The following is a 21,172-nucleotide window of genomic DNA, read 5'->3' on the forward strand; positions in this document are numbered from 1 at the left end:
CCGCTTCAATTCAGAATTTCGATCGGGCGAAGGAACCACACAGGGCCATGCCGCGTCATAGAAGCGGGCTCCTGCTGCAGTCCTGGGAGGACATCGATGATCAGGCTCCTCCTCGTCTTCGCCGCCACGCTTGCCCTCGCATGCGGCGTGGCTCGCGCAGCCAAGCTCGATCCAGCCACCGTCAATCAGGCCCAATTCACTATGGGCGAACCGAAGGGTGTCGATCCGATGCTGCTGAAGGCGCAGATCCTTCTGGATCGCGCCCGCTTCTCGCCGGGCCTGATCGACGGTCGTCTTTCCCAGAACTTCGCCAAGGCCGTCGCCGCGTTTCAGGCGGCAAACGGACTTCCGCCCGACGGCAAGCTCGATCCACAGACCTGGAGCAAACTCATCGCAACCTCCGCCAGGCCGGTGCTGGTGACCTATGAGGTGATGCGCAAGGACGTGCGCGGACCTTTCACCAAGCGTATTCCGGCCCGCTTGGAGAGGATGGCCCGCTTGCGGCGGCTCGGTTACCGCAATGCGGTGGAGAAGTTGGCCGAGCGCTTCCATATCAGCGAACAATTGTTGAGAATGCTTAATCCTGGCACCAGTCTCAGGAAACCAGGCAGGACGTTGGTGGTGCCTGATGTCGGCAGGGGCGACCCTGCCGCCGGGGTTGCCGCCGTCGAGATCGACAAGGGCGCTCGCCTGGTGCGTGTGCTCGACCGTGCCGGCAAATGGCTGGCGGTCTACCCCGCCTCGATTGGGAGCGACGAGAAACCGGCGCCAAGCGGCACGGCAGAGGTCAAGCGCGTGGTGCACAACCCTACCTATCACTATGATCCGGACTTCGCTTTCAAGGGGGTCAAGACCAAGCGGCCCTTCACTATCGCTGCCGGGCCGAATAATCCGGTGGGATCGGTCTGGATCGATCTTTCCATCGAAAGCTACGGCATCCACGGCACGCCGGAACCGGGCAAGATCGGCACGACCTTTTCCCATGGCTGCATCCGGTTGACCAATTGGGATGCCGAAGACCTCGCCTCCATGGTGCAGCCTGGCACGAAGGTCGAGTTCAAGGACGAGATTGCGCAGGCCGCCGAAGAGCGCGCTCAGTAGCAGGCGGACTTGGCAGCAAAGCGGACTTGCCGGCCAAACGGACTTGCCGGCCAAACGGACTTGCCGGCCAAACGGACTTGGCGACCAAACGGACTTGGCGGGGCGTTCTCCGCCCCGGCCAATCAGGTCCCGGCGCGACGCAGCCGGTGAGCCATCTGCGACAGTTCACCTTCGCCGAAAATGCCGTCCAGCATGTGCAGCAGTTCGCGTACCGCGCCGGATTTGCAGGAATAATAGATCATTTGCCGGTCGCGACGGGTCTCGACAAGGTCGGAAGCCCTGAGCTTGGCCAGATGCTGCGACAAAGCGGATTGGCTGAGCGACACTTTCTCGGCTATGGCGCCGACCGACATTTCGCCCTCGGCCAGATAGCTCATGATCAACAAACGTTTTTCGTTGCCCATCAGCGTCAGAAACGCGGCCGCGGCTCCGGCGTTGGCGACTAGCTTGTTCGAGACCATAGATCCCCCATGCCTTCCTGCTCATCCGCCGCTATGGGGGCAATAGCGTCGGATTCCATAGACTTTCCCTATAGATGCACGCCAGCGATTCAGCGTCACTCGCAAAGGTAGAACATTTCGCTCAAATCTCAAGGCTTGCTTTCCATGCAAGCCGATTAACTGTGCGGCTGTGATCAATTTGCCGATCGGGCAGCCTTTGCCATGTCGACCAGGACAGGCCTGAGGTCGCGTGCCGCCTGCAGCGGATTGGGAAAAAAGACCCGGCAGACATTGTCGCCGGATACGAGATCCATCCCGTCGGCGTCGAAGCCGGTGACGATCCAGCCGTCGCGCTCGGCCCCGCCGAAATGACTTGCGTAGAGGGCAATCGCATCGAGATGGTCGGCGTTCATGTGGTCGAGTGCCGATTGCTCGCCGGCGGCAAGCTCTTCAACGATTGCTCCCGTCGCGACCAGATCGGCGCGTTCGAGCAGATAGGCCTTGCCGAAGCCGCCGTTCAGGCTGGCGCGCTCCGGTTCGAGCCGGAAGATCGAGAAGTCGCCGAGCCCGGCATAGAGCTTCGCCTTGGGATTGCGGTTGAGGTAGCGCCGCTCGGCGCGGGCGTGTTCGTTCGATCCGCGTTCGAGCCGTACGGCGCGGCAGACGAGCGTCAATCGCGGATGCGCCAGCGGATCGCCCTTGCCGGGTTCGCCGACGAGCAGCGAGCAGCGCGGGTCGGCAAGGATAGCGCCGGTATGGGCGGACAGCATCGACACCAGGATCAATGGCGTGCCGTCGATGTCGGTGGCGACACCGACCCTGCTGGCCAGCGGCGAACCGGTTCCTGGCTCGAGCACTGCCAGCGCGCCGAAACGGGCGCTGCGGATCAGCGTCTTTGCCAGCCTGATCGCCTCGGCGTCGGTCGCGCGGATCACGTCTTTCCTGGGTTCGTCCAAAGCACCACCGTCGCGTTTACTTCGGCGCCATGCGGATGGCGCCATCGAGGCGAATGGTCTCGCCGTTGAGCATCTGGTTCTCGATGATGTGCAAGGCAAGTGCGGCATATTCCGAAGGCTCGCCCAAACGGGAAGGGAAGGGCACTGCCGCACCGAGCGAATCCTGCACCTCCTGCGGCATGCCGGCCATCATCGGCGTCCTGAAGATGCCGGGCGCGATGGTGCAGACGCGAATGCCGGAGCGGGCGAGATCGCGCGCCACCGGCAGCGTCATGCCGACGACGCCGCTTTTGGATGCCGAATAGGCCGCCTGGCCGATCTGGCCGTCATAGGCGGCGACCGATGCGGTGTTGACGATGACGCCGCGCTCGCCGCCCTGCAGCGGCTCGAGCTTCGCGGTCCGGTCGGCAACCAGGCGGATCATGTTGAAGGTGCCGATCAGATTGACCTCGATCACCTTGCGGTATTGGTCGAGCGGATGTGGTCCGTCCTTGCCGATCGTCTTCATGCCGATAACGATGCCGGCGCAATTGACCAGGATGCGCGGCTCGCCGAGCGTCTCAGCCACTTCCGCGACAGCAGCGGCACCGCTTTCCGCGTCGCTCACATCACATCGGACGGCGATGCCGCCGATGTCGGCCGCCACCTTGGCCGCCCGCTCGATGCCGAGATCGAGGACGGCAACCCTGGCGCCGCCGGCGGCAAGTGCGCGCGCCGTCGCCTCGCCAAGGCCGGAGCCGCCACCGGTGACGATCGCAATCTGGCCGTTCGGGTTCATCTCGACATCCTCCTCCGTGCCCAGACTATGCTGCCAAGCCACCGTGCGACAGCACCGGCATGGTCACGCCATCGCCACGATGTGCCCGCCAATCCTTGCCTGGTCGGCGTGGCAAACCTCGCCCACCAGCCTTGCCACTGCGCCCGGCACGATCTCGTGCGCCAAAAGCCGGTCGGGGTCGACCGGACGCGGCATCGAGATCTGCCCGCGCGGCAGCCTCTTGAAGCCGAGCGGGCCGTAATAGGGTTCGTCGCCGACCAGCATCACGGCCGGCGCGCCGGCGCTGGCGGCGGCTTCCAGCGCGATTGCCACCAGCCGGCGGCCGATGCCGAGGTTCTTGAAGGCCGGCTGCACGGCGAGCGGCCCGAGCATCAGCGCGCGGCCGGCGCCCGCGGCGATGCGTGTCATCCGTACCGAGGCGACGACGGTTGCGCCGTCGACGGCCACGAAGGACAAAGCCCGTTCATGCGGGCCACCTTGGCGGATCCTGTAGGCAGCAAGCACGAAACGGCCCGGCCCGAAGGCTTCGTCATTGATGGCTTCGATTTCAGGATCATGCGCCGGAGTTTCCGGCAGGTATTTCACGTCGGCAAGGCTCATGGTCTTTGCGTTCCGGTATGCGAGGAAAGGTTTGCTGCAAGCGGCAGCGTTCGCCAGTCAGCGCTTCATCAAGCGCGGGCGCTCTTTCGTCGTCGGTCGAACCGGATTAGGGCAAAGTCGAACATGCGGATTGTCCGCTAGCACCAATTTTCAGCCGCCGCAATCGGCCGGTTGCGCTCGACGACGCAGCTGTTGACGATCTGTTCAGCGCTGGCGATTTCGGCAGGTCCATTTCATGCCCTACATCAGGCAGGAACGCGAAAGGACATTTCATGGGATTGCTAGTCGAAGGCCAATGGCAGGACCGCTGGTACGATACCGGGGAGAGCGGCGGCAAATTCGTGCGGGCGCGGTCGCAGTGGCGCGACTGGGTGACCCGCCACGGCTTCCCGGCCGAAGGGCGAAAACGTGGCTTCAAGGCCGAGCCCGGCCGCTACCACCTCTATGTCTCGCTCGCCTGCCCGTGGGCGCATCGGACGTTGATCTTTCGCGTGCTCAAAAAACTCGAGGACGTGATTTCCGTCGCGGTCGTCCATCATTTCATGGGAACCGACGGCTGGACGTTCCTGGCCGAGGACGGCGCCACCGGCGACACGCTCTACGGCCTCGATTTCCTGCACCAGATCTACACCAGGGCCGATCCCGGCTATTCGGGCCGGGTCACCGTTCCCGTGCTGTGGGACAAACGCGAGCAGACCATCGTTTCCAACGAATCCTCCGAGATTATCCGCATGCTCAATTCGGCCTTCGACGAATGGGGCGATGCCAAGCTCGATTTCTATCCGCAACCGTTGCGCGGCGAGATCGATGCGGTCAATGCGCTGGTCTATCCCGCGGTCAACAACGGCGTTTACCGTGCCGGCTTCGCCACCACGCAGGCAGCCTACGAGGAGGCGTTCGGCGAATTGTTCTCGACCCTCGACATGCTGGAGGACCGTCTGTCAAGGCAGCGCTATCTCGTCGGCGGCCGCATCACCGAGGCGGATTGGCGGCTGTTCACGACATTGGTCCGCTTCGACCCGGTCTATGTCGGCCATTTCAAGTGCAATCTGCGCCGCATCGCCGACTATCCGAACCTGTCGAATTATCTGCGCGACCTCTACCAGGTGCCAGGCGTCGCCGGCACGGTGAATTTGCACCACATCAAGTCGCACTATTACGGCAGCCACGAGACCATCAACCCGACACGCATCGTGCCGGTCGGGCCTGAGCTCGACTATGGCGCGCTGCACGACCGCGACAGGTTCAGGAAGGCGGCGTGAGACCGGCGCCCTAGCGGGAGGTTTCTGAGTCCATCTTTGCCCTTCTGACGAGATCAGCTTTCAATGTGGTATTTCCAAATCGATTGGAGTAGCCGAGCGACGTTGCCAGGAACGCCACGATGCCGCCGATCATGACGATCTGGACCGACATCTGGAGCGGGATTGCGCGAAACGATCCCGACAGCAGAAGCACGGCCATTCCCAAACCCATTTCTATCAGGCTTGAGAAGCCGACCATTTTCCAGAATTCAGTGCGAGTAAAAAGCCGAGCATGTCGCTTTATAAAAACGAAATATGTCACGAATGCCGCAAAAAGTTGTATTGCGAACTGGATGCCTCTTCCACTTTTTTCCAACCTTGATGGATCTATCCCAAGGACCATTGTCGAAATTAAGGCTGTAGCAAGAATTGTTGTCACAGTAATTACCGTGTAAAGTGAGATATATAGTACGATTCTAAACCTGTCGTTTTGGCTATGTTTCATTTTTCTCTTATCGCCTAATATATATATTGCTCTCGGAGAACAATGGATGTTGCCGGCCTAAACCGAAGCAGCCAAAGCTGTTGGAGAGATGATCTACCAGTAAGGCGATGCCGAATTCCCCTCAAAAACTTCGGCAATCCGCCGCAGCGTCGCCGGTGTCGTGCCTTCCGGCAAGCGGTCGAGCGGAAAGAAGCCGGCTTCGGCGATCTCGCGGTCGGGCAGCTTGGGTGCTGGCTGGTCGAACTCCTCGACCAGATAAAGGCCGACATGATCGCGGCGGCTGGCGCGGCGGTTGAAATGCAGCGATTTCAGCACCGGCGGTCCGGTCAGCGCGATGTTGCCTTCCTCGAAGACTTCGCGCGTCAGCGCCTCGATCATCGTCTCGCCCAACTCGACGCCACCGCCGGGCAGGTGCCAGCCAGGGACATAGGTGTGGCGGATGAGGAAGACGGAATTGGAAGGGCGGTCGTGGATCAAGCCGCGCACGCCGAGCGTCATCGGCCGCCGCAGTACGAAGTACAGGTGAAACAGCCTTGCCCTGAAGCCCGGCCAGCCGGTCTGGCGCAGGGCTTGCTCCGGATCCGGCGTCATCGTCCGCAAAACCGTGAGTGGAAAGCCGCGCGCGCCTCGCCTATGAAGAAAAGATGTTCAGGCTCGCGCATATTTCCGATGTCCACCTGGGGCCGCTTCCCGATGTAACCTATCGCGATCTCGCCTCCAAGCGCGTGGTCGGTTACGTCAATTGGCAGCGTAACCGCCGCCGCCACATGCACGACGCCGTCATCGACACGATCGTCGCCGACATGAAGGCCAGCGGGCCGGACCATCTCGCCATCACCGGCGACCTGGTCAATCTGGCGCTCGACGGAGAGATCGAGATGGCCAAGCACTGGCTGGAGACGCTGGGCTCGCCCAATGACGTGTCGGTCGTGCCGGGAAATCATGATGCCTATGTGCCGGGCGCCTTCGACAAGACCTGCCGGTCCTGGGCAGCATGGATGACCGGCGACGGCGTCAATACGCCGGTCGACCGCAACACCTTTCCCTATCTGCGCGTGCGCGGCGATGCTGCGCTGATCGGCGTCTCCACGGCGCGCGCCACGGCTCCGTTCATGGCCAACGGCTTCTTTCTGGAAGGCCAGGCGGAAAGGCTGCGCGACATGCTCGACGCCACAGGCAAGCGCGGCCTGTTCCGGGTGATCATGATCCACCACCCGCCGGTGCGCGGCGCCGTTTCGCAGAACAAGCGGCTGTTTGGCATCTCGCGCTTCCACAAGGTTCTTCACCGGCACGGCGCCGAGCTTGTGCTGCACGGCCATTCGCATGTGCCGTCGCTCTTCTTCATCGGCGCCCGCAAGGCCAAAATCCCGGTGGTCGGGGTCGCCGCCGCCGGGCAGGCCCCCGGCAGTTCGCATGCGCCGGCGCAATACAATCTGCTCGACATCGACGGTGAAAAGGACAATTGGCGGATCAAGCTGACGCGCCGCGGCCTGACCGGGCCGGCATTGCCGCCCAGCGACCTGCAGACAATGGAGCTTGGCGTCGAGGCCGAGGCGTCGATGGCTAGAGTAATTCCAGGAAAAGTGTGAAACGGTTTTCCGTCCGGAATTGCGTCAAAACAAAGAGATAGAGCCGTTCAGCGTTTCCGCTAAACGCTGAACGGCTCTAGAAGCTGATTTTCATTGCGACGATGCGGTCCCAGAACAGCACGAGCGAAATCGCCAGGCCGACCAGGGCGCCGGCGGCGATCAGGCCCAGGCCCGAGAAGAAGGCCGACCAGCCGTTGCTGCGCGCAGGGACATGCAGCGGCGGCTCGGCCTCCGCCACCAGGGCGCGTTTCAGGCCGGCGACGGCCTGCTCGATGCCGCCTTCCATCATCCTCTGGCGTTCGACGACGCGCTCGGCGACATAGCGCGTCACCTGATCGGCAACGACCTTCATCTCGGTCGACTCGGCGAGCACGACGCGGCCGATGCGCGTGTCCTTGAGAAAGCGGTAGGTGCGGCGGTCGCGTCCCATGGCGACATGGCTGACGGCGTCGATCCACAGCCTTGGCTGCAGGCCGGACGAGACGGCGAAGTCGAAACTGTCCATGTCGGTGGGTACGTCGCCGAACACCGGGGCGAGTTCGGCGGCAAGCAAATCGAGCCGCATGCGATGCGCTTCGCGCATGTCGACGACGACGTCGTCGCGGTCGGCGAAGGCGTTCTTGACGTCGCGAATGGCATCGGACAGTTTTCGCGACTGATCGATCTGAGTGATGTTCTCGCCTGCATCCTTCATCGGCGTTGCCTCGCGGGTTTGGTTAACACCGAATTAACACAGCCGCCGGCAAAATGCACTTGCGAGATCGATGGGTGGGCAAGGGTTCGCTGGAGCAGCACCAGCGCCGCCGCCGTGCGTGTGCGAAGACCGATCAGCTCGCCGCAGCGGCGAATCCCGGACGAAGCCGCCTGCTGCGGCGTCGCATATTGCGACGGATGGCCTCGGCGATCAGGCCGGGCGCTTCCTCGACCAGCATATGGCCGGCTTCCAGCACGTGGTGCAGATGAAAACGCTTCGGCAGGCCGTCCGCTTGGCTGACAGGCAGCACCGCGTCGTCCGTCCCCCAAACCACCATCACCGGCATGTTCAGCGTTTCAAGCCGCTCGCTCGGGATGACACCTTGCCGATCATCCCTGGTCATTGCAGCTGCGAGCTCGACAAGTGTCCCCAACTGGCCGGGACGCTGGCGCATCTCGTTGAGGAGATCGACCCGGTGCTGCGGGGGGTGGCTTTGCGGTCCCGACATGGCGGCAAGGCAGGCGCGGATTTCGTCGGTGCCGGCAGCGGCGGCGTAGCGGCGCAGCAGCGGGCCATTGATCTCAGGACCAAGACCGCCCGGTGCCAACAGCGTCAGCGAGGCCATTCTTTCGGGCTCGCTCAATGCCATCAGGGCGGCCACGGCGCCGCCCATCGAATGGCCGACGAGATGGGCCCGCTTTATCCCGCGTGCGGAAAGGTCCGCAAGGACGGCACTGGCTGCGATCCTGGCCGGACCGCCGTCCGGAAAATCGAGCGACAGCCCGTGAGCCGGCAGATCATAGGCCAAGGTCCGCGCGCCGGGCGCCAGGGACGCGACCACATCGCGCCAGTCGTCGTGGCAGCCACCGAAGCCATGCAGGAAGACAATCGTCGTCGGGCCGGTGCCCCGTTCGGCAGCGTAAAGGGATCGGGTCATGCAAACTTAATGGGTTTGTGCCGGGATCAGTCCGGATGCCGGGGGGATCAGTCTTTGTGCCGCGATTGGTCTTTATGCCGCGATGGGTTTGGGCCGGTTCAATCGTGTCTGAATTGCGCTTTGGCCGTGCGGATGGCCAGTAAAATTTTCGCGATCAGCTGACGTCGTTCGCGCGCCGGAAGACGTCAGCTGGCACCGCCAAGCCCGGCGGCGCGCAGGGCCTCTACCAGCCGGTTGGTCAGATCGGCGGGATATCTTCGCTCGACGAACGTTGCACGCGGATCGGCTGCGAATTTCGGGAATTTGGTCGTCAGTTCCTGCAGCAGCCTGCTTGCCAGCTTTTCGCGGCCGGCAGCGTTGGCACCGATCAGCCGCGCCGCCAGATAATGCGATTTCATTTCCGTCGTTCGCAAGCCGTCGCTGGCAAGCGTCGCCTTGTTCATGTCGCCCATCATGAACTCTCCTGCGAACAGCCCGTAATCCCACCATGTCGGATGGGCGCTGGCGATATCCACCGCGTGAGCAAGGATCGGGGTGCCCTCGCTGTACCTGCCGGCGAAAACGAGCCCGTAGCCATAGGCGGCGGCCATTGCGAGATCGTAAGGATTGAGTTCGTAGGCCTTGCGCATCCAGCGGATCGATTCCTCGGAATTGCCGATGCGCGAATTGAGATAACCAAGGGCGCGGTGCGCATAGGGGCTGGTGGGGCCCATCTGGATGGCGCGATGGGCAAACATCATCGCCTTTTCCATCGTCGCGTCGGCGGGGTAGGGGTAATGGTCGGTGACCGCCTCCAGATGCAAGGACGCGAGTTCCGAATAGACGAGCGACGACTTCGCCTCCCGGTTGGCAAGATCTTCGAGGCAGCGGTAGGCGGCTTCGTGCGTCTGCGCGTTCTGGTCGAGATAATATTTGCCGTTGAGCACCAGACACGCCGTCAGCCCGGTCTGGATGCCGCTCTGCTCGATGTAATTGTAGATCGTGCCCGAGGCGGGAAGAGCCGAGCTCAAAATGCCGGAGATTTGGTCCTCGATAGCGGTGTTTGCGCTGTCGCCGGCGGTCAGGTTGCGTGACAGCAGCACGCGGCCGGTCGCCACGCTCTGCAGCTCGAGCATAGTGTCGCCGCTGCGCGGCCCGGGCAGGACATCGAACACGAAGCTGGCGGCGTCGGTAAGTGGATCGGGCGGGCTGTCGGCATCACGACCGATGAAGTTGATGGTATCGAAGCCGCTAAGGCCGGCGCGCAGCGATGCGGCAACGCGGCGAGCCAGGTCGCTGTCGGCCTTGATGGTGATGTAGATTTGGGGGAGGTTTTCAACTGGAGGGGCCGCTATGCTGCCGGTCGCCACCGCGGTCTCGACCGCCGTGTCGCCGCCGGTCAGCAATACCACGCTGCCCTGGCGAAGGATCAGCACACCCAGCATGAGGATGACCAGCGCGATCGCCAGCCAGAAGAACTGCAAATGGCGCTGCAGTGACGGTGCGGCGGGGGTGAGCGCTGGAACGCTCAGCAACGCAGCCGGATGTGCCCGGTTGCGGGCATCCTCGAGCGATCCGGGCGGGGCGGTTGTCGCCGCGTCCTCTGTCGCCGGCTGCGGCTTGCTCTCTGCCTCGGCCTCCGCCGGCAAGCGAATGGCATTGAGTTCGTAGGATGGAACATAGCCGCCGCGCGGAATGGCGATGCGAACCGGTTCGGCAACGCCCTCGTTGGCGAAGTACTGCTGCAGCAGCTCGCGCAGCCTGCCGGCCTGCACCCGCACCACCGCATCGGTCGACGGATCGAAATCGCCGTCCTTGCCGAAGACGTCCATCGCTATAGAGAAGCCCTTGAGCCTATCGGCTTCGCCTGCCTGCTCGCGCTCGACCAGGTAGCGGAGCAGCTTGCGCGCGCGCTCGGATCGTCCGAACGTTTCGCTGGCAAGCAATCGCTCCAACGTTTCGCGCACTGCGGGGGCGGCAGGCGTGGTATGCTGCAAGTGTCGATCCCTTCGAATTCGGCACAGGTTGAGGTACGATCATATAGCGCTGGCGCCGCCTTACAAGCATGTGCTTATGGTGCGATAGCGTACCCACCGGATAAATATCCGGTGGCTGATGGCGCGGGCCTGGCAGTTTCGGCTAGCCGCCCTTCCGGCCGACGATGCGGTTGGCGGCCGAAACCACGGCTTCGAGCGAGGCGGCGACGATATTGGTGTTGATGCCGGCGCCGAACAGCTTGCCGCCCGGATGTTCCATCTCGACATAGGAAATGGCCGAGGCATTCGAGCCGCGCTGCATGGAATGCTCGGAATAATCGAGCACCGACATCGGCACCCCGACGTGGCGCGACAGCGCATCGACGAAGCCGTCGATCGGGCCAGTACCGGTGCCGGATATGGTCACCTCCTTGCCCCCGTCGAGGATCACCGCTTCGACCACACGCCGGCCCTTGACCTCGGTGTCGGGGTAGGTGTGGTGGTCGAGGAACTTCAGCCGCGCGCCGGGCTGGTCGACATAGGTGTCGAGAAAGCGCTCGTAGATGCGCTTGGCCGGCACCTCCTTGCCTTCGGCGTCGGTGATCGCCTGGATGGCCTGGCTGAACTCGATCTGCAGGTTGCGCGGCAGGTTGAGGCCGTAATCCGCATGCAGCACATAGGCGATACCGCCCTTGCCGGACTGCGAGTTGATGCGGATGATGGCTTCGTAGCTGCGGCCGACATCGGCCGGGTCGATCGGCAGGTAGGGCACCTCCCAGTGCGGCGTGTTGGCCTTGCGCAGCGCCTTCATGCCCTTGTTGATGGCGTCCTGGTGCGAGCCGGAAAAGGCGGTGTAGACGAGCTCGCCGACATAGGGATGGCGCTCGGGGATCTTCAGCTGGTTGGAGTATTCGTAGACGTCCTTCATGCGGTTGATGTCAGAGCAGTCGAGCCCGGGATCGACGCCTTGCGTGTACATGTTGAGCGCCAGCGTGACGATGTCGACATTGCCGGTGCGCTCGCCATTGCCGAACAGCGTGCCTTCGACGCGGTCGGCGCCCGCCATCAGGCCGAGTTCGGTGGTGGCGATGCCGGTGCCGCGGTCGTTGTGCGGATGCAGCGAGATCAACAGGTTCTCGCGGTTGTCGAGATTGCGGCACATCCATTCGATGCGGTCGGCATAGATGTTGGGCGTCGACATCTCGACCGTGGAGGGCAGGTTGATGATCAGCTTGTTTTCCGCCGTCGGCTGGACGATTTCGGTGACGGCGTTGCAGATCTCCAGCGCCACTTCGAGCTCGGTGCCGGTAAAACTCTCCGGCGAATATTCAAAACGATAGCCGCCGCCGGCCTTCGCCGCCATGTCGGTGATCATCTTGGCCGCATCGGTGGCGATCCGCTTGATGCCGGCGACGTCTTTCTCGAAGACGACGCGGCGCTGCAGCTCGCTGGTCGAATTGTAGAAATGGACGATCGGGTTGGTGGCACCCTTGAGCGCCTCGAAAGTGCGGGTGATCAGTTCCGGCCGGCACTGCACCAGCACCTGCAGCGAGACGTCGGTGGGCACGTTGCCTTGTTCGATGCACCAGCGGGCGAAATCGAAGTCGGTCTGCGAGGCCGACGGGAAGCCGATCTCGATCTCCTTGAAGCCCATGTCGAGCAGCAGGGCGAACATGCGCGCCTTGCGTTCCTGGCCCATCGGATCGATCAGCGCCTGGTTGCCGTCGCGCAGGTCGACCGAGCACCAGATCGGCGCCTTGTCGATCACTCTCGAAGGCCAGGTGCGATCGGCAAGGCCGACGGTCGGATAGGGCTGGTATTTGCGGGCGGCGTCCGGCATGCCCTTTACCGCAGGCTTGCTGATTTCCTCTACATTCAGGCGGATATCTTCTCGTGCGTTCATCGTCGTTTCTCCCGGCGGCTCGCGGATCCAGCTTCAGGCGGATTGGTGGCGAGCGGCGCCTTTACCAGAATTTCGTTCGCTTGATGTGACGTGCCAATTTGTGACTGGCCAAGGAGCGTGCGCGTGAGCGGCAATTCGACCGCCGGGCGCTCCTTCAGCGAACCCGGCGATCGCCGATAAGGCCGAGAAGCAGCAGGGTGGAGGCAAGCGCGCGAACGGTCTGGCCGGCAATGCCGGTCGGGCGGGACGCAAAAGAGGTGGCGCGCGGGCTCATGGCGGATTTCATACAGGAGCGGGCAAAGCGAGGCAAGTGGGAGCCTCGCCGTCGCAGAAGCTGCCGATCTCCCCCCGCAAGGGGGAGATTGGATGTCGCCTTGGTTTTCGCCAACATTCAAAGTTGAGGGTGGGGCAACTTTGTTCTTGCTTTGTGCCGGCAGCTATGCTACTAATCTGGCTATGGTGCTGATTGGCGCCGAGGACCCGCCGTCGAGGCGGGTTTTTTATTTCCGGCACCTCCCAGGAGGAAACATGACCACACCCGATCCGATCCGCCGCTTTGTCGAAGCCACCAATGCCGGCGATAGCGAAGCCTTCCTGGACAGTTTCACGCCCGACGCCTTCCTGAGCGACTGGGGCCGGTCGTTCAAGGGCCGCGAGCAGATTGCGCGCTGGAACCAGTCGGACAATATCGGCGTGCAGTCCAGGCTCAGCATCGTTCGCGTTGCTCCGGCGGGCGAGAGCTATCACGTGCGCATTGCCGTCACAGGCAACGGCTTCAACGGCGAGGGCGACATGGCGTTCACCCTGGACGGCGAGCGCATCTCCAGCCTGGTGATCAGCTGACGCGCTGCCCGGCTGGTCTTTACTCCCGAAGGCTTCTCGCCACCAGCCGCGCCACGCTTGGGCCGACCAGAAGCACAATCAGGAAGCGTGCCGATTGCAGCGCCATGACGAAGGAGATGTCGACATGCTGCGCGGCGGCGGCGATGATAGCGACGCTGTCCATGCCGCCGGGGCTGGTCGCCAGATAGGCGGTCAGCGGATCGATGCCGAGCAGGCGGCTGATCAGGAAGGCGAGGCCGCCGCAAAAGACGATCAGGGCAATGATCGAGCCGACGATCTGCGGCAGCGCGCGGGCCGCGTGGCGCAAGATGGCTCTGGTGAAATTCAGGCCGATGCTCCAGCCGATTATCGTATAGCTCAAGGCGAGCAGCCAGGGCGGCAGCTGCATGGTCACGCCGAGCCCGAGATGGATCACGGTGCCGAAAATGAAGGTGCCGAGGAAAAACGGCGACGGCAGCCGGAAAAAGCTTTCCGGCGAGGCCGCCGACCAGCGCCACGCCGAATGTTGCGGCCAAGCCCTGCGGGTCGACCGGCGGGAACCAGACGATGGCCGGCACCTCGATGCCTGAGGTGTCGACCCAAAGCTTGGCCACCAGGGCTGCCGTCATCGAGACGCAGATGACGCGCAGATAGAGCATGAAGGCGACGAGGCGCTGGTCGGCGTCGAAGGCACCGGCCATCAGCACCATGGCGGTGGCGGCGCCCGGCGACGAGCCCCAGACCGCGGTGGTGCCGGGCAGGATGCGCCAGCGGCTGATCAGCCAGCCGAGCAGGCTGGATGCCGCGACGGTCGCCATCACGACGCCGAGGAATAGCGGCCATTCCTTGTAGAAGACGGGAAAGATATCGGCCGAGATGGAACTGGCGATCAGGCAGCCGACGACCGCCTGGGCGGAGCCGAACAGAACCCGCGGCACGCGCACCGTGGCGCCGTTGGTGCCGGCAGCGATGGCAGCCAGCATCGGCCCGATCAGCAGTGCGGCGGGCAGGTTGGCGAGTTCCAGCGCGCCGGCAAACAGCACCGAGACCACCACCAGGACCGGCCACTGCCAGCCCTTGTGGATCCGCGCCAGATGCTCGATGGCCGGCGGGTTCGGGGAAGAATCCATAGATCGGCTCTTAGACCGGTCGCGAAAAAATGCGAACCCTTTTTGCGGGGGGAAAAGGGCTTGGGTGGTAATAGGACCACGAAGGCCGAAGTGACATTCAATCTCCCACTTGAGGGGGAGATGGCCGGCAGGCCAGAGGGGGGCGCTGTCCCGCCGGCCTCTCCCTCTATTCCGCCTTCGCCGGCAACCCAAACCCACCAACAGGATGCGTCTCCACCTGGAACTCGAACCCGGCGATGATCGGCCGTGCCTTGGCGATTGCCGCCTGGACTTCGGGCAGCTGCAGCGAAGCCTTGTGGCTTTCGGCGTCGGTCCACACTTCGGTCACCCAGATCGCGTCGGCGTCGGCCGGGTCGGTGGCGATGATGTAGTTCAGGCAGCCGGGCATGGCGCCGGTGCTGGCGAGCAGGACCTCCATGACCGCGTCGCGCTGGCCGCGCGTCGCCCGCATCTTGCCGATCAGTCCGTACATTCGCTTTGCTCCGTTGAGATTACGCAACCAGGAGTATGCAGTTCGCCGTCTACGGCATCAACTGGCCGCCATTCACCTCGATCACCTGGCCGGTGATGTAGCCGCTCAACAGATCGGAGGAGAGGAACAGATAGGCGCCAACGCAGTCCTCGGCGGTGCCGGCGCGGCCCTGCGGGATGGTGGCGATCATGCCTTTCATCTGGTCGTCGGTCGAGTAGCGCTCGTGGAAAGGTGTCGCGATCGTGCCGGGCGCCACCGCGTTGACGCGGATGTTGAAACCGATCAGCTCCTTGGCCATGCCGCGCGTGACGTTGGAGACGAAGGCCTTGGCGGAGCCGTAAAGGCCGGCGCCGCCACCGGCGCCGTTGCGCGCGGCGATCGACGAGGTGTTGACGATGAAGCCGCCCTGCCGCTTCAGCCATGGGATTGCCTTGCGCGAAGCTGTCAGCACCGAACGGGCGTTGAGGTCCATCACCGCGTCGTAATGCGCCTCGGTCTGCTCGGCATAGGGCACGCGGCCGAGCATGCCGCCGGCATTGTTGACGAGGCCGTCGAGCCGGCCGAAATGTTGCGCACTGTCCTCGACGACGCGCTCGACATCGGCGGGGATCGAGAAATCGCCGTGGGTCAGGAACACGTCGCCGCCACCGTTGCGAATGGTCGCCGCCAAGTTTTCGGCAGCCACCCGGCTCGAATTGTAGTGCAGTGCGACGCGACATTTCTGCGCGGCATAGGCAAGTGCAAGCGCCGCGCCGATGCCGGTCGATGCGCCGGTGACCAGCACCGCCTTTCCGGCAAGGTCGGGGATGACCAGAGAGGGGCTGACAAGGGTGGTGGTGGCTGGCACGTCTTATTCCTCCGGGGGACTCGGCCTGCTCTTCGTAGGCCCTCGCAGTCCTCGCGTTCAAGTCCGTAAAAGCCTATGGCCTGAGATAGGCGTAGCCCTGGCGCTGCAATTCGGCGAGCTTGACGACACCGCCTCTGTCGGCTGCATGGAAGCCGTCGAGCAGGTCGGCCAGGCCGATATCCATGCCGTGCATGGTATTGGCGCAGGCGTGCGGGCTGAGCCCGTCCTGGACAAGGCCGGCGAAACGCCCGGAAATGGCGGCGGATATGCCCTTCGACTTGAAGGCGGCAAGTGCTGGGCCGTGCACGACAAGCGCGATGTCGACCTTGCCGTCGGTACCTTCGAAGTGGTTCTTGATGTTGCCGAGCACGAAATTGACCTTGTCGAGATCGCTGAGGTGATAGGCGACCTTTTGCCTTTCCTCTTCGACGGGCTTGACTTCAATGGCTGCCGCCTTGGTGGGGCGCAGCCCGAAAAGCCCGGCGGCCCCGGCAAGACCGACGCGGAAAATATCGCGGCGTCGCATGGCTTCATCTCCCATTTAGCCGGCCCGCGCAAATTGCGTGGCCTCGGCCTCGATCCTAGCATAAATTGAAGCCACGTCTTGTCGGGGCAATGGAGGGGGTAGCATGACGTCGAGGACCATAATGGGGACCATTGTGGGCGCCGGGCTTGGGGTTGCCTTGCTTGCCGCCGTCGCCGGCACTGCTTTCGCCGACGACACGCTCAAACTCACCGAGCTCAGCCCCGACGGCAAGGACGCCTGTTTCGGCCGCGTCTACGACGCCGCGCATCTCAAGTCGCATCCACACCAGAAGGTGACGCGCATCTTCTTCTATTACGGCCGCGATCCGGTCAGCCGGCCAAACGAGGAGCCAAGCACCGGCATCGATTCCTCCTACAATGGCTTCATGGCGACGACGGTACGCGGCGCCAAGGCGCCGGAATGGCTCGGCGGTTGGTGCAGCCATGAATCGGAGGACGGCAAAACCAGTCCGATCCGTTGCGGCATGGACTGCGATCGCACCATGGCTTCGCTGAAGGTCGACGACAAGGGCCGGCTGATCGTCTCGGACGTGCAGCCCGATCTCTATCTCGACGCCGGATCGGAAGACGAGCTCGGCAAGGCGGAGTACGAAAGGCAGGCGTTGGGCAAGGACGACAACGGCTTCAAGCTCGACCCGATGCCGGCCGCGACTTGCAAGGCGGAGTTCGCCCGCATCGACCCGATCGATCCGGCACTTGGCCCGCCATTGCGCGAGCGGCTGAAGCCGGACCAGGCCTTCTGCTACGGGCGTGACTACGATGCCGCGCATCTCGGCTCGCATCCCGATCAGCTGACCCAGACGATCCGGGTTTATCGCGGACCGGTCGAGCTGGCGTCTTTCGCCGGGGCTGGCGATCCGGCCAATTGGCCAAGCGGCGCCGATATCGCCGTTTCGGTCACCACACGGCAGAAATCGGCCAAGGTCACGCAGGTCTATAACTGCCAGGGCGAGGGCGACCAGTGGCGCTGCGCGGCGAGCGCGAAGACGGGTGGTGCCTCCTGCGATATCGCGCAAAAGGAGGTCTTTCTTCGCCGCGGCGCCAACGGCACGATGATGCTGGGCAACCCGAACAGCGGCCTGCCGATCGTCGATCTGTGCTCGAAGGCGGCGGAAGGCGACACCAGCTCCGACGACAAGGTCTACCGGCTGGAGCCGATGCCGCAGGCCGCCTGCGGGCTGTAGCAACCGCAATGCTGGAGGGACAGCGCCCCCCTCTGTCCTGCCGGACATCTCCCCCACTTGGGGGGAGATCGGCCGTTACCGCCGCTTTCGCCAATCACCATCGTCGCCGGAGTGAGCGGCGCGCTGAAGCTGCCAATCTCCCCACTTGTGGGGGAGATGTCCGGCAGGACAGAGGGGGGCGCGAAGGATCACGACTGAGCGATTTTTCTGCGCGAATTGCTTCACGCGAACGGCACGGCCGTCGTGCCCTTGGGCAGTTTCGCTTCGTCGTCGGGCTCGACATGGATGATGACGCGGACGGAAGGGATCTCTGCCTGCAGTGCGTCCTCGATGCGGTCGCAGATGACGTGGCTGGCGCCGACCGACATGTCGGCGTCGACGACCAGATGGAACTCGATGAAGGTGGCGCGGCCGGCGATGCGCGTCTTCAGGTCGTGGACCTCGAGCGCGCCCTTGCAATTGGCAGAGATGATGTCGCGGATACGGATATGTTCCTGGGTATCGACGGCGCGGTCCATCAGCCCGTTCATCGACGAGCCGATGACGTGCCAGCCTTGCCACAGGATGTTCAGCGCCACGATCACCGCAAGAGCCGGATCGAGAACCTGCCAGCCGGTCAGCACGGCGCCGACCAGGCCGATGAAGACACCGACCGAGGTCGCTACGTCGGTCATGATATGCCTGCCGTCGGCAACCAGCGCCGGTGATTTTTCACTCCGTCCGGTGCGGATCAACGTCAAGGCCCAGACGGCGTTGATGACGGTTGCGACGCCGTTGACGGCAAGGCCGGTCCATGGCTGTTCGAGCGGGGCCGGATGCTGCCACGACCACCAGACCTCATTAAGGATCAGCAGGGCGGCAAGCACGATCAGCACGCCTTCCAGGACGGCCGAGAAATACTCGGCCTTGTGGTGGCCGAACGGATGGTCCTGGTCGGCTGGCTTGTAGCTGACCTGGATCGCCCAATAGGCGGCGGCCGAGGCAATGACGTTGACGATCGATTCCAGCGCGTCCGAATAAAGCGCAACCGAACCGGTGACGTACCAGGCCACCAGCTTGAGGCCGAGCACGACGAAGGCGACGACGATCGACCAGAAAGCGAGGCTGGCGACCTTCTGCCTGGCGGCTGCTTTGATTTCTGCCGCGGTCACTGGGGAAGAAATCCCAACACTGAGCCCTCGAATTAAGCGGCCTTTTCCTTGGCCTTGCGCGGCAGGTGCGCGACGATGTTCTCGATGATGCGCATGCCGGCATTGTGGCCGAGCGTCATGATCGATTCCGGGTGGAACTGCACAGCGGCGATCGGCTCCTTGCGGTGCTCGAAGGCCATGATGATGCCGTCCTCGGTCTCGGCGGTGACGACAAAACCATCGGGCAGCCGCACCGGATCGGCAAAGATCGAATGATAGCGGCCGACCGTCACCTCCTTGGGCAGGCCGGAGAAGATGATGCCCGGCTTCGACACGCGGATGCGCGACGGCTTGCCATGCATCGGGATGTGCAATTGCCGCAATTCGCCGCCATAGGCCTCGGCCAACGCCTGCAGCCCGAGGCAGACGCCGAAGATCGGCAGGTCGCGCGCACGGGCTCGCTTGATGGTGGCGGCGCAGTCGAAGTCCTTCGGCGTGCCGGGGCCGGGCGACAGCACGACCAGGTTGGGCTTCAGCCGGTCGAAGACCTCGTCCGGCACCGGCGTGCGCACCGTCGAGACATTGGCGCCGGTCTGGCGGAAATAATTGGCCAGCGTGTGGACGAAGGAGTCCTCGTGGTCGACCAGCAGGATGTTGACGCCATCGCCGACCCGCGCGGTGCTGCGTTCGGTGCTGGCGGCATTGCCTGACTTGGCGTCGCGGATGGCGGAGATCATGGCGGATGCCTTCAGTTCGGTTTCGGCTTCTTCTTCTTCGGGTATGCTGTCGAAGAGCAGCGTGGCGCCGGCGCGCACCTCGGCAATGCCGTCCTTGATGCGGATGGTGCGAAGCGTCAGGCCGGTGTTCATGTCACCGTTGAAATTGACCATGCCGATCGCCCCGCCATACCAGGCGCGCGGGCTCTTCTCGTTCTGCTCGATGAAGCGCATGGCCCATAATTTCGGCGCGCCGGTGACGGTGACGGCCCAGGCATGCGACAGGAAGGCGTCGAAGGCGTCCATGCCTTCGCGCAGCCGTCCCTCAATGTGGTCGACGGTGTGGATCAGGCGCGAATACATCTCGATCTGGCGACGGCCGATGACGCGCACCGAGCCCGGCTCGCAGACCCTCGACTTGTCGTTGCGGTCGACATCCGAGCACATGGTGAGTTCGGACTCGTCCTTCTTGGAATTGAGCAGCTTGAGGATCTGCTCGCTATCGGAAATGGCATCGTCGCCGCGCTTGATAGTGCCGGAGATCGGGCAGGTCTCGACGCGGCGGCCGTTGACGCGAACGAACATTTCCGGCGAGGCGCCGATCAGATATTCGCCCTCGCCGAGATTGATGAAGAAGGAATAGGGCGAGGGATTGATGCTCTTCAGCTTGCGGGAAATCTCGGAGGGCTGGGTTTCGCAGCGTTCGTAGAACATCTGCCCCGGCACCACTTCGAACAGGTCGCCGCGCTCAAAGCTCTTCATCGCCTTGCGCACCAGCTTGGCATATTCGCCGGGCTCGTGGTCACCGCGCGGCGGGATGCGGTCGGCGGTCCTGAACGGCTCGACGATTTCGTCGCGCGGCAGGCCTTCGGTCGAAAAGCCGTCGCCGGAATAGTCGTAGCGGTCGGTCCAGGCCTTGGTCGAATAATGGTCGACGACGAGGATCTCGTCGGGCAGGAACAGCACGAGATCGCGCTGGCTTGGCTTGCGCTCGAGCTTGTAGTCGACCGGATCGAACTGGAAGGCGAGGTCGTAGCCGAAGGCGCCATAGAGGCCGAGATTGGCGTCTTCCTCGGTTTTGAACAAAGCGGTGATGGCGCGCAGCACGGTGAACACGGAGGGAACGCGGCTGCGTTCCTCTTCGGTGAAGACACGGCCGGGCTTGGCGACCTCGAGGCGGATGAGTTTGTTCGACGTCTCGGCGATCGTGACGTCGTCAAGGCCGGCAAGCACCGTACCGATCACCGGCAAAAGCACCTCGCCACGGCGGTTCAGTGCCTCGATGCGCATGGCGCGGCCGCGTGCCGAGATCACCAGCGGCGGATCGATGATGGCGGTATCCCAGCGCGTATAGCGGCCGGGATATTCGTAATTCGAGGAGAACACGGCGCCGCGGCGCGAATTCAGGCCATCGACGTAGCCGTCGATCGCGCCCTCGTAAGGCCGGTCATGGCGCTGGCGGGTAATCACCACGCCACCCGCGGTGACGAAGCGCTCGGCGCCATTCTCCAGAATTTTCGTCGTCATTGCCGTCTCCATCAGCGTCTTTGGGGCAACGGACCCGGGAATGGCTTGAAAAAACAAATGGCCGCCCGGACATTCCGCTGCGGCCACCTTCTATTGTCA

20 protein-coding genes and 1 pseudogene are annotated in these 21,172 nt (G+C 63.5%); 5 read left to right on the forward strand and 16 right to left on the reverse strand.

Annotated elements, in window-relative coordinates; genetic code table 11:
* The first annotated feature begins 96 nt into the window (after positions 1 to 96).
* Positions 97 to 1,101, forward strand: coding sequence for a L,D-transpeptidase family protein (locus NKI50_RS03730; protein ID WP_352715448.1), 1,005 nt, complete (start codon positions 97 to 99; stop codon positions 1,099 to 1,101).
* A 122-nt stretch (positions 1,102 to 1,223) separates the two neighbouring features.
* On the opposite strand, the gene NKI50_RS03735 is transcribed toward NKI50_RS03730, so the two are convergent.
* The 4 genes from NKI50_RS03735 to NKI50_RS03750 form a co-directional block, all read right to left on the reverse strand.
* Positions 1,224 to 1,562 carry an ArsR/SmtB family transcription factor gene (locus NKI50_RS03735; protein ID WP_023719268.1) on the reverse strand — a complete coding sequence of 113 codons (339 nt, stop codon included), beginning with the start codon at positions 1,560 to 1,562 and terminating at the stop codon, positions 1,224 to 1,226.
* 173 nt (positions 1,563 to 1,735) lie between these two features.
* Positions 1,736 to 2,542: a HugZ family pyridoxamine 5'-phosphate oxidase gene (locus NKI50_RS03740; protein WP_198030492.1), complete on the reverse strand. Its 807-nt coding sequence runs from the start codon at positions 2,540 to 2,542 to the stop codon at positions 1,736 to 1,738.
* A complete protein-coding gene (locus NKI50_RS03745) occupies positions 2,514 to 3,275 on the reverse strand; it encodes a 3-hydroxyacyl-CoA dehydrogenase (RefSeq protein WP_352642757.1) in 762 nt (253 codons plus the stop codon). The genes NKI50_RS03740 and NKI50_RS03745 overlap by 29 nt, the downstream gene beginning before the upstream one ends.
* Positions 3,276 to 3,338: 63 nt before the next feature.
* Positions 3,339 to 3,875 carry a GNAT family N-acetyltransferase gene (locus tag NKI50_RS03750; protein ID WP_352642759.1) on the reverse strand — a complete coding sequence of 179 codons (537 nt, stop codon included), beginning with the start codon at positions 3,873 to 3,875 and terminating at the stop codon, positions 3,339 to 3,341.
* Between the two features lie 272 nt (positions 3,876 to 4,147).
* On the opposite strand from NKI50_RS03750, the gene NKI50_RS03755 reads away from it, so the two are divergent.
* The gene (locus NKI50_RS03755; protein ID WP_352642761.1) at positions 4,148 to 5,137 is read left to right on the forward strand and encodes a glutathione S-transferase family protein; all 990 of its coding nucleotides are present in this window, start codon (positions 4,148 to 4,150) and stop codon (positions 5,135 to 5,137) included.
* Between the two features lie 10 nt (positions 5,138 to 5,147).
* Here NKI50_RS03755 and NKI50_RS03760 read toward each other — a convergent pair whose 3' ends face one another.
* A complete protein-coding gene (locus tag NKI50_RS03760) occupies positions 5,148 to 5,621 on the reverse strand; it encodes an ABZJ_00895 family protein (RefSeq protein ID WP_352642763.1) in 474 nt (157 codons plus the stop codon).
* Positions 5,622 to 5,714: 93 nt separating this feature from the next.
* Positions 5,715 to 6,212, reverse strand: coding sequence for an NUDIX domain-containing protein (locus NKI50_RS03765; protein ID WP_352642764.1), 498 nt, complete (start codon positions 6,210 to 6,212; stop codon positions 5,715 to 5,717).
* 53 nt (positions 6,213 to 6,265) lie between these two features.
* On the opposite strand from NKI50_RS03765, the gene NKI50_RS03770 reads away from it, so the two are divergent.
* Positions 6,266 to 7,210 carry a metallophosphoesterase family protein gene (locus NKI50_RS03770; protein WP_352494797.1) on the forward strand — a complete coding sequence of 315 codons (945 nt, stop codon included), beginning with the start codon at positions 6,266 to 6,268 and terminating at the stop codon, positions 7,208 to 7,210.
* 76 nt (positions 7,211 to 7,286) lie between these two features.
* On the opposite strand, the gene NKI50_RS03775 is transcribed toward NKI50_RS03770, so the two are convergent.
* From NKI50_RS03775 to leuA, 4 genes are all read right to left on the reverse strand, one after another.
* Positions 7,287 to 7,904, reverse strand: a complete 618-nt coding sequence (locus NKI50_RS03775) for a hypothetical protein (protein WP_352494772.1) — start codon at positions 7,902 to 7,904, stop codon at positions 7,287 to 7,289.
* Between the two features lie 133 nt (positions 7,905 to 8,037).
* Positions 8,038 to 8,841: an alpha/beta fold hydrolase gene (locus NKI50_RS03780; protein ID WP_352482044.1), complete on the reverse strand. Its 804-nt coding sequence runs from the start codon at positions 8,839 to 8,841 to the stop codon at positions 8,038 to 8,040.
* Positions 8,842 to 9,026: 185 nt separating this feature from the next.
* Entirely contained in the window at positions 9,027 to 10,817 is a 1,791-nt protein-coding gene (locus NKI50_RS03785; RefSeq protein WP_352640741.1) for a tetratricopeptide repeat protein, read from the reverse strand.
* Between the two features lie 142 nt (positions 10,818 to 10,959).
* Complete coding sequence (gene leuA, locus NKI50_RS03790) at positions 10,960 to 12,636, reverse strand: 2-isopropylmalate synthase (protein ID WP_352640817.1); 1,677 nt, start codon at positions 12,634 to 12,636, stop codon at positions 10,960 to 10,962.
* Positions 12,637 to 13,227: 591 nt separating this feature from the next.
* On the opposite strand from leuA, the gene NKI50_RS03795 reads away from it, so the two are divergent.
* Positions 13,228 to 13,542 carry a nuclear transport factor 2 family protein gene (locus NKI50_RS03795; RefSeq protein ID WP_352640743.1) on the forward strand — a complete coding sequence of 105 codons (315 nt, stop codon included), beginning with the start codon at positions 13,228 to 13,230 and terminating at the stop codon, positions 13,540 to 13,542.
* Between the two features lie 19 nt (positions 13,543 to 13,561).
* Here the strand turns inward: NKI50_RS03795 and NKI50_RS03800 are convergent.
* The 4 genes and pseudogenes from NKI50_RS03800 to NKI50_RS03815 form a co-directional block, all read right to left on the reverse strand.
* A pseudogene (locus NKI50_RS03800) lies at positions 13,562 to 14,651 on the reverse strand (AbrB family transcriptional regulator).
* A 166-nt stretch (positions 14,652 to 14,817) separates the two neighbouring features.
* Positions 14,818 to 15,123 (reverse strand): putative quinol monooxygenase, encoded by a 306-nt coding sequence (locus tag NKI50_RS03805; RefSeq protein WP_352640747.1) that lies wholly within the window; start codon positions 15,121 to 15,123, stop codon positions 14,818 to 14,820.
* Between the two features lie 49 nt (positions 15,124 to 15,172).
* Positions 15,173 to 15,970 carry an SDR family NAD(P)-dependent oxidoreductase gene (locus NKI50_RS03810; RefSeq protein WP_352640749.1) on the reverse strand — a complete coding sequence of 266 codons (798 nt, stop codon included), beginning with the start codon at positions 15,968 to 15,970 and terminating at the stop codon, positions 15,173 to 15,175.
* Between the two features lie 73 nt (positions 15,971 to 16,043).
* A complete protein-coding gene (locus NKI50_RS03815; RefSeq protein WP_023719252.1) occupies positions 16,044 to 16,496 on the reverse strand; it encodes a DsrE family protein in 453 nt (150 codons plus the stop codon).
* A 103-nt stretch (positions 16,497 to 16,599) separates the two neighbouring features.
* Here NKI50_RS03815 and NKI50_RS03820 point away from each other — a divergent pair, with 103 nt between their 5' ends.
* Positions 16,600 to 17,700, forward strand: a complete 1,101-nt coding sequence (locus tag NKI50_RS03820; RefSeq protein WP_352715457.1) for a hypothetical protein — start codon at positions 16,600 to 16,602, stop codon at positions 17,698 to 17,700.
* A 221-nt stretch (positions 17,701 to 17,921) separates the two neighbouring features.
* Here NKI50_RS03820 and NKI50_RS03825 read toward each other — a convergent pair whose 3' ends face one another.
* Both NKI50_RS03825 and NKI50_RS03830 read right to left on the reverse strand, forming a co-directional pair.
* Positions 17,922 to 18,851 (reverse strand): cation diffusion facilitator family transporter, encoded by a 930-nt coding sequence (locus NKI50_RS03825; RefSeq protein WP_502897764.1) that lies wholly within the window; start codon positions 18,849 to 18,851, stop codon positions 17,922 to 17,924.
* A gap of 32 nt (positions 18,852 to 18,883) precedes the next feature.
* On the reverse strand, positions 18,884 to 21,073 hold the full coding sequence (locus NKI50_RS03830) for an anthranilate synthase (RefSeq protein WP_352640752.1): 2,190 nt from the start codon (positions 21,071 to 21,073) through the stop codon (positions 18,884 to 18,886).
* Positions 21,074 to 21,172: the final 99 nt, after the last annotated feature.

It is taken from the genome of Mesorhizobium sp. M0563 (genome assembly GCF_040321065.1).
Classification (GTDB): domain Bacteria; phylum Pseudomonadota; class Alphaproteobacteria; order Rhizobiales; family Rhizobiaceae; genus Mesorhizobium.